Annotated in this window: 11 protein-coding genes and 1 rRNA gene; 10 read left to right on the top strand and 2 right to left on the bottom strand. The window is 70.2% G+C overall.

Annotation, left to right across the window (positions count from 1 at the left end):
• The first annotated feature begins 684 nt into the window (after positions 1-684).
• The 6 genes from ACZ3I3_RS29050 (at position 685) to ACZ3I3_RS29025 (ending at position 7,952) form a co-directional block, all read left to right on the top strand.
• Positions 685-993: a hypothetical protein gene (locus ACZ3I3_RS29050; protein ID WP_003991275.1), complete on the top strand. Its 309-nt coding sequence runs from the start codon at positions 685-687 to the stop codon at positions 991-993.
• Positions 994-1,179: 186 nt separating this feature from the next.
• Positions 1,180-2,010 (top strand): DUF8175 domain-containg protein, encoded by an 831-nt coding sequence (locus tag ACZ3I3_RS29045; protein WP_467369931.1) that lies wholly within the window; start codon positions 1,180-1,182, stop codon positions 2,008-2,010.
• Entirely contained in the window at positions 2,000-3,325 is a 1,326-nt protein-coding gene (locus tag ACZ3I3_RS29040) for a hypothetical protein (protein ID WP_467369929.1), read from the top strand. Before ACZ3I3_RS29045 ends, ACZ3I3_RS29040 begins: the two co-directional genes overlap by 11 nt.
• On the top strand, positions 3,322-4,878 hold the full coding sequence (locus ACZ3I3_RS29035; protein ID WP_467369927.1) for an SCO6880 family protein: 1,557 nt from the start codon (positions 3,322-3,324) through the stop codon (positions 4,876-4,878). Before ACZ3I3_RS29040 ends, ACZ3I3_RS29035 begins: the two co-directional genes overlap by 4 nt.
• Positions 4,879-4,884: 6 nt before the next feature.
• Complete coding sequence (locus tag ACZ3I3_RS29030; protein WP_356927849.1) at positions 4,885-6,294, top strand: ATP-binding protein; 1,410 nt, start codon at positions 4,885-4,887, stop codon at positions 6,292-6,294.
• A gap of 11 nt (positions 6,295-6,305) precedes the next feature.
• The gene (locus ACZ3I3_RS29025; RefSeq protein ID WP_467369925.1) at positions 6,306-7,952 is read left to right on the top strand and encodes a type IV secretory system conjugative DNA transfer family protein; all 1,647 of its coding nucleotides are present in this window, start codon (positions 6,306-6,308) and stop codon (positions 7,950-7,952) included.
• On the opposite strand, the gene ACZ3I3_RS29020 is transcribed toward ACZ3I3_RS29025, so the two are convergent.
• Positions 7,941-8,504, bottom strand: coding sequence for a GNAT family N-acetyltransferase (locus ACZ3I3_RS29020; RefSeq protein WP_467369923.1), 564 nt, complete (start codon positions 8,502-8,504; stop codon positions 7,941-7,943). The two genes, ACZ3I3_RS29025 and ACZ3I3_RS29020, sit on opposite strands and share 12 nt — an antisense overlap.
• 94 nt (positions 8,505-8,598) lie before the next feature.
• Between ACZ3I3_RS29020 and ACZ3I3_RS29015 the strand changes: the two genes are divergently transcribed.
• From ACZ3I3_RS29015 to ACZ3I3_RS29000, 4 genes are read left to right on the top strand one after another with little or no spacing between them, the layout of a single operon-like run.
• The gene (locus ACZ3I3_RS29015; protein WP_467369921.1) at positions 8,599-9,519 is read left to right on the top strand and encodes an ABC transporter ATP-binding protein; all 921 of its coding nucleotides are present in this window, start codon (positions 8,599-8,601) and stop codon (positions 9,517-9,519) included.
• Positions 9,516-10,295: an ABC transporter permease gene (locus tag ACZ3I3_RS29010; RefSeq protein WP_467369919.1), complete on the top strand. Its 780-nt coding sequence runs from the start codon at positions 9,516-9,518 to the stop codon at positions 10,293-10,295. The genes ACZ3I3_RS29015 and ACZ3I3_RS29010 overlap by 4 nt, the downstream gene beginning before the upstream one ends.
• A 24-nt stretch (positions 10,296-10,319) precedes the next feature.
• The gene (locus ACZ3I3_RS29005; RefSeq protein ID WP_467369917.1) at positions 10,320-11,564 is read left to right on the top strand and encodes a sensor histidine kinase; all 1,245 of its coding nucleotides are present in this window, start codon (positions 10,320-10,322) and stop codon (positions 11,562-11,564) included.
• Positions 11,561-12,235 (top strand): response regulator, encoded by a 675-nt coding sequence (locus ACZ3I3_RS29000; protein ID WP_467369915.1) that lies wholly within the window; start codon positions 11,561-11,563, stop codon positions 12,233-12,235. The genes ACZ3I3_RS29005 and ACZ3I3_RS29000 overlap by 4 nt, the downstream gene beginning before the upstream one ends.
• A gap of 60 nt (positions 12,236-12,295) precedes the next feature.
• On the opposite strand, the gene rrf is transcribed toward ACZ3I3_RS29000, so the two are convergent.
• Positions 12,296-12,381, bottom strand: a 5S ribosomal RNA gene (gene rrf / locus ACZ3I3_RS28995); the annotation flags it as partial.

Raw genomic sequence — 12,381 nt, 5'->3', positions numbered from 1 at the left:
CCGGGCGAATCCTCACAGAGCCGCCGCTTGCAGCAGTACCCGTATCGACTTCTGACGGCGGTGTTGATCGACAGAGGCAACGACACCGGGGCACCGCTGTGAAGCCGCTGTCGGGGATTCACAGCGGGGAACATCTCCTACGGGTGACAGAGCCGCCTTGGGGCGCTTGCTCCCTGGGGCACTGCTCTTCCCCGGAGGGCCTCGCCACCTTCGCTGGCCGACGCCCCGACGTCGTGACAGGCCGTCACTGAAAAGGGCCATCCGACGCCGTTGGGGTCACGGGCACGACAGGAGGACGGCCCAGGGGGCCCGTTCGCCGCGCCAGGTACCCTTCACCCGGAGAACACCGGGACGACCGCTCACCCGACCGACCGTCAGAAACGGCCCGGAAAGGTGATGCAGGCCGTAGAAGGGCACAACGACGGAACCTCACGACAGGTTTCGCTCAGGCCTCATTGCCCGGCGTGACACGCCGTGATACACAGAGTGACCATACGATCCTTCGTACACCGTCCGTCGCCTCCCCTAGGGGCCGGCGCGGAACGGTGGCAAGGTATTCGTACGAAACCCGCCAATCAATGACGCCAAGTCGACATCCGGCAGCGTCATTGTCGGCGAGAATGAGGCCTGACCTCTGCACGACCGCAGAGGATGCGGAACTACCCACCAGGGGCGGTGACTTACATGCTCTTTGCGGCCGACAAGGGAGACATCAACACGATCATCGGCGGGATCGCTCCGGACTGGGGCCCCTTCGGCAGCCTGGGCAACGAGGCCAAGGTGATGATCGAGGTCGTGATGGCGGTGGCCATCCTGCTCTGCCTCGGCATCGCCATCTGGGGCGCCGCCAAGCAGCGCATCGGTGCCACCGCCCTGCGGGACACCTTCAGCGCGGAGCAGGGCAAGGGCCTCATCATCGCGGGGCTCACCGGAGTCTTCATCATCGGCTCACTCGGCACGCTCTTCACGATCGTGTACGGCATGGCCGTGTAGGCCGGGCCCCACCCGCCCCGGCCGGGCACGCCCGGCTCCCCCTCCATCCCACCCGCCCGTCGTGCCCACCGGCGAAGGTTGCGTTTCCCTGATGTCGAGTCACCACACCGCGCCCGCGCGGGAACCAGCACGGCTACCGTCGTACGAGGAGTACGAGCGGTACGACGTCGAGGGGGCGTACGCGGCATGAGTCTCGGTGACGAGCACGAGGCCTCCGGCGGCTATGGCGGCACGGGCCAGACCCGCACCCGCCTGCCCGACACCGGAGCCGACCCCTACGGCACCCCCCGCCGCCCCCGCTCGTCGTCCCGCAGCCTGGTCACGGTGGTCGGCGTAGTGGTCCTCCTCATCGCCGCGATCGCCTTCGCGAACAGGGGCGACGACGGCTCCTCATCAGCAGACACCAACGCCGACAAGCCGGAGACGGCGGCCACGGCCCCCTCCGGCCAACGCCCCGTCCGGTCCAAGTCGGCAGCCGGCATCCCGTCGGGCTTCGCCCAGGACCAGGAGGGGGCGGAGAGCGCGGCGGCGAACTATGCGGTGGCGCTCGGCTCCGCCGAGATGTTCTCCAAGGCGAAGAGGGACACGATCCTGCAATCGATCATCGCCCCCTCCCGGGTGGCGGAGTTCGAGGCCACCCTGGACAGGGCTTACACGCCGGAATTCAACAAGAACGTCGGCTTGAACGAAGACGGCTCGACACCACGGGGCTACACGTTCGTGTCCCGCACCAGTCCGATCGGCACAAAGGTCACCGAAGCATCCCACGAGAGCGCAACGGTGGAAGTCTGGTGCAGCGGTCTCCTGGGCCTTGCGGGCGAGAACTCCACCACCCCGGTCACGAACAGCTGGTTCACCATCACCATGAAACTCGAGTGGACCAGCGGTGACTGGAAGATCGTGACTCACTCTCAGAAGGATGGCCCGGCGCCCGTTCCCGGCGACGACAGAGCCTCCAGCGCCGACGAGATGGCAAAGGCAGTCGAGGAGTACGGAGGGTTCTCTTATGCCCGTTAACCATCGCGTACTCAAGCTGACCGGTGTCGTCGCAGCCGTGCAGACTGCTGCGGTCCTCTTGGCCACGCGTGCCTTCGCGGCACCCACGCCGTCGCCCACCCCCAGTGACGACCCCTGTGACCTGATCCACGGCCCCGCCAAGGACTACTGCGAACGAAGCGGCGGTGCCAACCGATCCGGCGGCACCTCCCGCCTAGACCCCACCTCCACCCTCGACCCCCTCTCCTCCCTCGCCAAGGGCTGTGCCGACGCCGCCTCCTGGACCGTCGACAAGCTCAGCGACGCCGTGAAGGAGACGGCGAACGTCGACTTCACGAACCCTAAGTTCCTCCAGCAGTACGCCGTCGTCTTCGCCGCGTCGACCATCCTCACGCTCCTGCTCTGGCTCCTGGCCGTCGCCAAGCGAGCCGTCCGCGGCGTGCCCCTGACCACCGCCCTCTCCGAGGCCATCGGATTCCTGTGGCTCACGGTGCTGGCCTCCGCCTTCACCCCCCTGATCCTCTACACGGTCGTATCGGCCACCGACGGCGTCACCGAGGTCCTCGCCAAAGCCACCGGCGACCAGACCGACGCCTTCTTCGGCACGTTCTCCGAGGCCCTCAAGAAGGGCGAGGACATCGGCGGCGGCCCGATCATGCTGATCGTCGTCTCCCTGGTCAGCATCCTCGCCGCCGGAGTGCTGTGGCTGGAGCTCGTCATCCGGGCGGCGCTCCTCTACGTCGGCGCCCTCCTCGGCACCGTCGTCTACGCCGGCCTCGTCGACAAGAACCTCTGGGGCCACGTCCGCCGCTGGGCGGGCATCATGATCGCGGTCATTCTCATCAAGCCGGTCATCGTCATCGTCCTCGGCCTCGCCGGCGCGCTCTCCGCCGACGACGGCCCCGACGCCTTCTCCGCCGTCGTCTCCGGCCTCGCCATCATCCTGCTCGCCATCTTCGCCAGCGCGATGATCTACCGCTTCGTCCCCGGCTTCGGCGACGAGATCGCCGGCTCCCGCAACAACCGCATCATGCAGGGCGCCGAGGGCAAGGCCGCGGCCGTCATCAGCTCCCCAGCCTCCCTGGTCGCGCAGGGCATCAAAACCCACAGCACCCGCGCCGACAACAACGGCGGAGGCAGCCAGTCCTCCGCCCCCCGCCCCAGCAACCCCGCCTCCGGCGGCGTCGCCGCGCACAGCGCGCGCCCCTCGAACGGCGGCGGCGGATCTGTCCCCTCCGCCGCACCCGCACCCCGTTCGAGCAGCCCCGTCAACACCCCCCACGCCAGCAGCACCCGCAACAGCAGTACCAACCGCACGGGAGGTGAAGGGCGTTGACGACCGAGTCCCACGTGTCCCATCCGGTCACGCCCCGCCGTACGTATCTGATCGGCCGCGCCCGGCCGAACGCGATCATCGGCCGCAACCGCGAGACCGGCGAGATCGCCCTGATCGTCGTCGGCGCGTTCCTCGGCATGATGTGCGGGCTCCTCGTCCCCGTGCTGTCCCTGCGCATCGTGCTGCTCGCCGGATTCCCGATGCTGGCGCTGTCCGCCGTGTACGTGCCGTACAAGCACCGCACGTTCTACAAGTGGTTCGAGATCAACCGCAGCTACAAGCGCACCCTGAAGCAGGGCGCCACCTACCGGTCCTCCGTCATCGAGGCCGGGACGCGGATCGACGGGCGGGAGATCGAGGTCGGACCGCCCCCGGGCATCGGCCGCATCACCTGGCTGGCCGCCCCCTTCGGCCCCGACGAGATCGCCGTCCTGCTGCACGCCGACCGCAAGACCGTCACCGCGGCCATCGAGATCGAGGGCCCCGGCGTCGGCCTGCGCGACTCCGAGGACCAGGAAGCCCTCGTCGACCGCTTCGGCACCCTGCTCAAGCACGTGGCCAACGGCGACGGCTTCGTCACCCGCCTCCAGATGCTCGCCCGCACCCTCCCCGCCGACCCGGACGCCCACGCCAAGGACGTCGCCGTCCGCGGTGACGACAAGGCACCGCCGTGGCTCCAGCAGTCGTACGACCAGCTCCAGTCGATGGTGTCCACCAGCAGCGAGCAGCACCGCGCCTACCTCGTCGCCTGCATGCACTACACCCGCGACCTCGCCGCCGAGGCCAACGCCATGGCCCGGGCCGCCCGCGCCCACGGCGGCAAGGTCGACCGGGACGCCGGACTCGCCGTCGTCATGGCCCGCGAGCTCACCGACATCTGCTCGCGCCTGCAGGAGGCCGACATCCGCGTACGGCAGCCGCTCGGCCAGAGCAGACTGTCCTCGCTGATCCACTCCATGTACGACCCGGACCACCCGATCGACCACATCCAGGCCATGACGAAACGTAATGCCTGGCCGGCCGAGCTGGACGCCATGGAGCCCACCTACCTCCAGGCCAAGACCCGCGAGTCCTCCACCCGCGCCCCCTGGTGCCACGCCACGGCCTGGGTGAAGGAGTGGCCGATGACCCCCGTCGGCGTCAACTTCCTCGCCCCGCTGCTCGTCCACACCCCGGACGTCATCCGCACGGTCGCCGTCACCATGGACCTCGAACCCACCGAGGTCGCCATCGAGCGCATGCTCACGGAGAAGACCAACGACGAGGCCGAGGCGTCCCGCGCCGCCAAGATGAACCGCACCCTCGACCCGCGCGACGTGGCCGCGAACTCCCGGCTCGACCAGCGCGGCGAGGACCTCGCCAGCGGCGCCGCCGGGGTGAACCTCGTCGGCTACATCACCGTCTCCTCGCGCTCCCCCGAGGCTCTCGCCCGCGACAAGCGGACGATAAGGGCCTCGGCCGGAAAGTCGTACCTGAAGCTGGAGTGGTGCGACCGCGAGCACCACCGCGCCTTCGTGAACACCCTTCCCTTCGCCACCGGCATTCGGAGGTAGGACCTGATGCGGGACCCGCTGTCCGTCCTCACCGACGCCTTCACGTCCTTCCTCTTCGGGAAGGTCGAGACGACCCGGCTCCCGGTGCGCACGTCCACGGGCCAGGCCCAGGCGGTCTACCTCCCGACCGCCGCCCCCGGCCTCGGCGACTCCGGCGTCATCATCGGCCGCGAGGTGTACTCCGGAAAGGGCTACATCTACGACCCCTTCCAGCTCTACGGCCAGCAGCTCCCCGCCCCCCACTGGCTGGTCCTCGGAGAGTCCGGCAACGGCAAGTCGGCGCTGGAGAAGACGTACGTCCTGCGCCAGCTCCGCTTCCGCGACCGCCAGGTCGTCGTCCTGGACGCCCAGGGCGAGGACGGGGTGGGCGAATGGAACCTCATCGCCCAGGAGCTGGGGATAACCCCCATCCGCCTGGACCCGATGGCCGCCCTGGACATGGGGATCCGCCTCAACCCGCTCGACCCCGCGATCACGACCACGGGCCAGCTCGCGCTGCTCCGCACGATCATCGAGGTCGCGATGGGCCACGGCCTGGACGAACGCTCCGGCTTCGCCCTCAAGGTCGCGCACGCCTACGTCAACGAGACCATCGTCGACCGCCAGCCCGTCCTCACCGACATCGTCGAGCAGCTGCGCCACCCCGAGCCCGAGTCGGCCGAGGCGATGAACGTCGCCATAGACGACGTGCGGGCCTGGGGCCTCGACGTCGCCCTGGTCCTGGACCGACTCGTCGACGGTGACCTGCGCGGCATGTTCGACGGCCCGACCACGGTCGGCATCGACCTCGACGCCCCGCTCATCGTCTTCGACCTCTCCCACATCGACCGCAACTCCATCGCCATGCCCATCCTCATGGCGATCGTCGGCGTCTGGCTGGAGCACACCTGGATCCGCCCCGACCGGAAGAAGCGCATCTTCCTGGTCGAGGAGGCCTGGCACATCATCAACAGCCCCTTCGTCGCCCAGCTGTTCCAGCGCCTGCTCAAGTTCGGCCGACGGCTCGGCCTGTCCTTCGTGGCGGTCGTCCACCACCTCTCCGACGTCGTCGACGGCGCGGCGGCGAAGGAGGCCGCGGCGATCCTGAAAATGGCCTCGACGAGAACGATCTACGCCCAGAAAGCCGACGAGGCGAGAGCCACGGGCCGCGTCCTGGGCCTCCCCCGCTGGGCGGTGGAAATCATCCCCACCCTCACCCCCGGCATCGCCGTCTGGGACGTCAACGGCAACGTCCAGGTCGTCAAGCACCTGGTCACGGAGACCGAACGCCCCCTGGTCTTCACCGACCGCGCGATGACCGAGTCCTCCGCCCAACTCGAGGACGACGCCCTGCGCGCCGCCGAACTCGAGGCGGAGGAACGGGCGGCGGCCTTCGTGGAGCACCACCTGGGCGACTCCGAATCGACGGTGGCATAGGGGGAGGACGCGTGAGACCGGACGACCGCCACATGCAGCGCGACAGCCAGGGAGGCATCCCCGACGGCCTGCTGGTCGGCATACTCGCGTTCCTCCTCGGCATGACCCTGCTGGTGTGGACGGCCACCGGCCTCGCCGCCCTGTTCGCCCACGGCTCCTGGCCGTCCGGCGTCACCTTCACCCGCACGCCCCTGGCCATGCGCGGCCTCATCGCCCAGCCCCACGACATCCCAGGCGCCTGGCCCGACACACCCCCCGGCGAACTCTCGGGCTACGGCCTGTTCTGGGGCCTGTTCATCGGCCAGCTGATGATCCTGATCGTCCTGACGGTGTTCGTGATGGGCACGCTCGCCAGATGGCGAGCAGTCCGCGCGAGACGCCGGGCGGAGAGGATGGCCCCGCCGGAACCGACGGGGGTCACGTACGGGACAGGTGGCCCGGCACACCACGAGATGCCGACAGCGCAACAGCACAGGGCACCGACCCCGGCGCAGCACGACGCCCCCGCGCCGGCGCAGCACGCGGCGCCGACACCCACACCGCACGACATCGTCCAGACACCGGCGCAGCACACCACCCCCACGCCGGCACAGCACGACGTCCCCACGCCCCGCCGCGCAGCCCCCGAGCCCACACCCACGCACCTCCCGGAGTCGACGGCACCCCTCGCCCCGACCCCGGCGGCCGCACCCACGAACCCTGCTCCTCTGTTCGGCCAGGAACGGCTGGCCGGGTGGGAAAAAATCCTCGTAGCCCCGAGGGAAACCCGCCAAACCACCGCCACCCAGGCCGTACGCGACGCCGAGGGCCCGGCCCTCATCGTCACCTCGAACCCAGCCGTCTGGCAGGAAACCAAGGACGCCCGGGCCAAACTCGGCCCCACCCACCTCTACGACCCCACCCACCTCTGCGCCACCCCCGCCCGCCTCCACTGGTCCCCCACCACCGGCTGCGAGGACAAGGCCACAGCCACGGGAAGAGCAACCGCCCTCCTCGCCCCCGTCCGCCCCACCGCCAAACTCGACCAGGCCCTCAGCGACACCGCCGAGACACTCCTGCGGAGCTACCTGCACGCCGCCGCCATCGACGGCCGCACCATCCGCCACGTCCACCGCTGGTCCCAGGGCACCCAGATCCAGGACGCCGTACGCATCCTCCGTACCAACCCCAAGGCCGCCCCAGGCTCCGCGGGCGAACTCGAAGGCGCCCTCACCGCCCACCCCGAACGCCGGGACATGGCCCAGCAGCTGACGACCCGTGCGCTCGCGGCCCTCTCCACGGTCAACATCCGCGAGGCCTGCACTCCCAACCGAAATGATGCCCTCGCCCTGGATTCCTTCGTCGACGAAGGGGGCACGCTTTATGTGGTGGGTGAATCCATCGAGGACCCCAGGACCAACCCGGGCGCGATGCCCCTCCTGACGGCCCTCGTCTCCAGCGTGGTCGAGCGCGGCCGGCGCATGGCCGAACGGTCATCCTCCGGTCGCCTCGACCCACCATTCACCCTCGTCCTGGACGACATCGCCGCCGTGGCCCCGATCCCCCAGCTCCCGGAGCTGCTGGCCACCGGAGCGGACCGGGGCATGCCGGCCCTGGCCCTGCTCCGCTCCCGCGAACAGGGCCGCGCCCGCTGGCCGCACGACGAACTACCGGTCTGAGAACGGCACCCCAGCGGAGCTCCGCTCGAGCACGAACTCCAGCTCCCGGGCGTCCCCCAGAGGAACGGTCAGCCCACTCGGCAGGAACCCGGCCCGGCGATAGAACCGCTGCGCCCGCCCGTTCTCCTCGTGCACGATGAGCCGCACCCGCTCCAGCCCCCGCTCCCACGCCCACTCCAGGGCCGCATCGAACAGCACCTCGGTCAGCCCGCTCCCGCGCTCCTCGGGCCGTACGAACACGCCGACGATGTGCCCCTGCTTCCGCTCCACCGGAAACCCGGCCCAGTCGGTCGTCCCGGGCTCCTCCACGAGCACGGTCAGCGTGCCCACCCACCGCCCGTCGGGTCCCTCCGCGATGATCTGCTGAGCCTGGTCGGCCCCTTCGGCGCCCCTCGCCGTCCGCTCCTGCCAGAAGGAGTCCGGCCGGGCCTCGGCCTCCTCGTACGTCTCCAGGAAGGCCAGGTGCGCCACCGGATCCCGCAGCGCCGCGAGCCGCAGCTCCTTCGCCGCAAGCCACTCATCAGCACGGACGGACCGGATCACATAGCTCATGCCGGCAACGGTAGTACCCGGGTACGACACCCCTCACCCCGATTACCACCGCCGGTCCGACGCCCTCCGCCCCCGCGCGCACGAGCATCGAAGCATGCTGACGGCACACGAACTGACCAAACGCTACGGCGACCGGACGGTCGTCACGGACCTGTCCTTCACCGTCCGCCCCGGAACGGTCACCGGCTTCCTCGGCCCCAACGGCGCCGGCAAGTCCACGACCATGCGCATGATCCTCGGCCTCGACGCCCCCACCCGTGGCCACGCCACCGTGGCCGGACGCTCCTACGCCACCCACCCCGCGCCCCTCACCGAGGTCGGCGCCCTGCTGGAGGCCCGCTCGGTCCACCCCGGCCGCACGGCCTACCACCACCTCCGCGCCCTCGCCCTCACGCACGGCATCCCCCGCACCCGGGTCGAGCAGGTCCTCTCCCTCACCGGCCTGACCGACGTGGCCCACCGCCGGGTCAAGGGCTTCTCCCTCGGCATGGGCCAACGCCTCGGCATCGCCGCCGCCCTCCTCGGCGACCCGGCCATGCTCATCCTCGACGAGCCAGTCAACGGCCTCGACCCGGAGGGCGTGCTGTGGATCCGCACCCTCCTGAAGTCCCTCGCCGCCGAGGGCCGCACGGTGTTCGTCTCCTCCCACCTGATGAGCGAGATGGCCCTCACCGCCGAGCACCTCGTCATCATCGGCCGCGGCCGCCTCCTCGCCGACACCACGGTCACCGACTTCGTCCGCGACTCCGGCGCGGGCACCGTCAAGGTCGTCACCCCGCAGGCCTCCGACCTCGTACGCCTGCTCACCGCACCCGGCGTCGACATCACCACCGACAGCCCCGGCACCCTCCAGGTCCGCGGCACGGACGCCGAACACATCGGCCGCACGGCAGCCGCCCACGGCATCCCCGTCTACGAACTGACCCCCGGCACCGCCTCCCTGGAGGAGGCCTTCATGGACCTCACCCGCGACGCGGTCGAGTACACGGCGACCCTCGAAGGAGCGGCAGCATGACCACGGCGACCCTCCCCTACCGCGTGACCCCGGCCCGCGTCCTGCGCTCCGAGTGGCACAAGCTCCGGACCCTGCGCTCCACCTGGATCACCCTCATCGCCACGAGCCTGCTGACCGTCGCCATGGGCATGGGCCTGGCCGCCGCCTACGACGGCACCGGCGAAGGCGGGATGGACACCGTCCTCTTCATCCTCCTCGGCACCCAGTTCGCCACGATCAACCTCGGCGTGCTCGGCATCCTCGCCACGGCCGGCGAGTACTCCACGGGCCAGATCCGCGCCACGATGACCGCCGTCCCACGCCGCCTGCCCGTCCTGTGGTCCAAGGCAGCCGTCCTGGCCGCGATCGCCTTCCCCCTCACCCTGCTGACGAACCTCGTCACCTTCCCCCTCGCCCAGTCCTTCCTCACCGGCACCGACCAGGCGGCCTCCCTCGGCGACCCCGGCGTCCTGCGCGCCCTCGCCGGCAACGCGGCCGGCCTCACCCTCCTCGCCGTCCTCGCCCTCGGCATCGGCGCCCTGCTCCGCTCGGTCCCGATGGCCATCGGCGCCTACATCGGCCTCATCATGATCGTCCCGGAGGTCCTGGCCATGCTCCCGTACGACATCGTCGACGACGCCGTCCGCTACTTCCCCGGCAAGGCCCTGGAAACCCTCACCACCGCCCAGCCCCTGCCCGGCACGGCCTCCCCCGGCGCCGCCCTCCTCGCCATGATCCTGTGGACGACGGCGGCCCTCACACTGGCCGCGGCGGTCCTACGACGCCGAGACGTCTGACAAGCGGCATCGGAAACCCGCACGATGAACCCCGTGACGCAAGACCGGGCGCCGGAGCCCCTCACCGAGTACGCACACCGCCTCACCCGCCGGGTGCGCGCCTTCGACCGACGCCACCCGCTGCTGTGGGACGCGCACATCACCGGCTTCTGGGTGACAGCGGCCCTGATCGACTACGCCGGCGGCGGCTGGCGCCACAACGCCCACAACCTCGACGTCCCCGGCTGGCTCCTCCTCACCCTGAGCCTCGGTCTCTCGCTCCCCCTCCTCTGGCGACGAACCCACCCCCGGGCCGTCCTCGCCGCCATGGCCCTCTTCGCCCTCGTCAACGCCTGGACAGGCGCGGCCCTCCAGGCAGCCCTGCTCCAGCTCGCCGTCGTCTACCACATCGCCCTGCGCCGGCCCCTGCGCGACCTGTGGTGGGCGACGGCCCTGGTGATCGCACCGGTCCTGGTATCGGTCGCCCGCCACGGGGAGGGCACCTGGGACCAGCAGATCGGTTCCCAGCTGATGTCCCTCACCGTGGCCGCCCTCATCGGCATCACGGTCCGCACCCGACGCAACTACACCGAGGCCCTGGAGGACCGCGCCCGCCGCCTGGAGACCGAACGCGACCAGCAGGCCCGCCTCGCCACCGCCGCAGAACGCGCCCGCATCGCCCGCGAGATGCACGACATCATCGGCCACAACCTCTCCGTCATCACCGGCCTCGCCGACGGCGGCAGATACGCGGCCGCCAAGTCCCCGGAACGCGCCGCCCAGGCCCTCGACGCCATCGCCACCACCAGCCGCCAGGCCCTCACCGAACTCCGCCGCCTCCTGGACGTCATGCGGGAGGACGAACAGAACCAGGCGGACCTGAACCCCCAGCCCGGCCTCACGGACCTCGACCACCTCCTCGACGGCGTCCGCTCCGCAGGCCTCCCCGTCCAAGCCACCACCCACGGCAGCCCGGCCCTCCCTCCAGGCCGCCAGCTCACCGTCTACCGCGTGATCCAGGAAGCCCTCACCAACACCCTCAAACACGCCGGCCCCAAAGCCACCGCGCAGATAGAGCTGTCCTACGAGGACAAGGGGGCCGTGACCGTGACGATCACGGACACAGGCAACGCCACCCGGACCGACGGCCCGGCCCCAGACGGCCGCGGCCTGCCCGGAATGCGCGAGCGAACAGCCCTCTACGGCGGCACACTTGAGGCCGGACCCCGCCCGCACCCCGAGCAGGGCTGGCGCGTCCGCCTACACCTCCCGGAGGAAAACCCGCAGTGACCACAGTCCTCATCGCCGACGACCAGCCCCTCCAGCGCTTCGGCTCCCGCATGCTCCTGGAGAGCCAGGACGACATGACGGTCGTGGGCGAGGCGACGAACGGCAGCGAAGCGGTCCGCCTGGCGGCCGAGCTCCACCCCGACGTCGTCCTCATGGACATCCGCATGCCCGGCCTGGACGGCATCGAGGCGACCCGCCGCATCACCGCCGCCGGCGACCGCACCCGCATCCTGATCGTCACCACGTTCGACCTCGACGAGTACGCCTACGCCGGCCTCCGCGCAGGAGCCTCCGGCTTCCTCGTCAAGGACGCCCAGCCCGAGGAGCTCCTGGCCGGCATCCGCGCGGTCGCCACGGGAGACGCGGTCGTCGCCCCCAGCCTGACCCGCCGCCTCCTCGACGCCTACGTCCACCACCTGCCGACGGACCCGTCGCGAGCCGAAGCTCCGCCCCAGGAGGACCCCCGTCTCGCTTCCCTCACCGACCGGGAACGCGAAATCCTCACGGTCATCGGCCAGGGCTGGACGAACACGGAGATAGCCACGCGCTTCCACCTGGCCGAGTCGACGGTGAAAACGCACGTGGGCCGCATCCTCGCGAAGACGGGCTCCCGCGACCGCATTCAGGCGGTGATCCTGGCGTACGACACAAAGCTCGTCCAGCCGTCATGAAAGACGCCCGTGAAACGCAAAAAGGCCCACACCGTAAGGTGTGGGCCTTTTTCAATAATTGTTCGGCGGCGTCCTACTCTCCCACAGGGTCCCCCCTGCAGTACCATCGGCGCTGTAAGGCTTAGCTTCCGGGTTCGGAATGTAAC

The organism is Streptomyces sp. NPDC016851, assembly GCF_055562795.1.
The sequence above is the reverse complement of the archived record's forward strand: the minus strand, read 5'-3'. Positions and strand labels throughout refer to the sequence as shown.

Bases quoted from the DNA above. Each gene is read 5' to 3' on its own strand.
- ACZ3I3_RS29005 (WP_467369917.1), top strand. From the start codon at position 10,320: ATGAACCCCGTGACGCAAGACCGGGCGCCGGAGCCCCTCACCGAGTAC.
- ACZ3I3_RS29020 (WP_467369923.1), bottom strand. From the start codon at position 8,504: ATGAGCTATGTGATCCGGTCCGTCCGTGCTGATGAGTGGCTTGCGGCG.
- ACZ3I3_RS29010 (WP_467369919.1), top strand. From the start codon at position 9,516: ATGACCACGGCGACCCTCCCCTACCGCGTGACCCCGGCCCGCGTCCTG.
- ACZ3I3_RS29050 (WP_003991275.1), top strand. From the start codon at position 685: ATGCTCTTTGCGGCCGACAAGGGAGACATCAACACGATCATCGGCGGG.
- ACZ3I3_RS29040 (WP_467369929.1), top strand. From the start codon at position 2,000: ATGCCCGTTAACCATCGCGTACTCAAGCTGACCGGTGTCGTCGCAGCC.
- ACZ3I3_RS29030 (WP_356927849.1), top strand. From the start codon at position 4,885: ATGCGGGACCCGCTGTCCGTCCTCACCGACGCCTTCACGTCCTTCCTC.
- ACZ3I3_RS29015 (WP_467369921.1), top strand. From the start codon at position 8,599: ATGCTGACGGCACACGAACTGACCAAACGCTACGGCGACCGGACGGTC.
- ACZ3I3_RS29045 (WP_467369931.1), top strand. From the start codon at position 1,180: ATGAGTCTCGGTGACGAGCACGAGGCCTCCGGCGGCTATGGCGGCACG.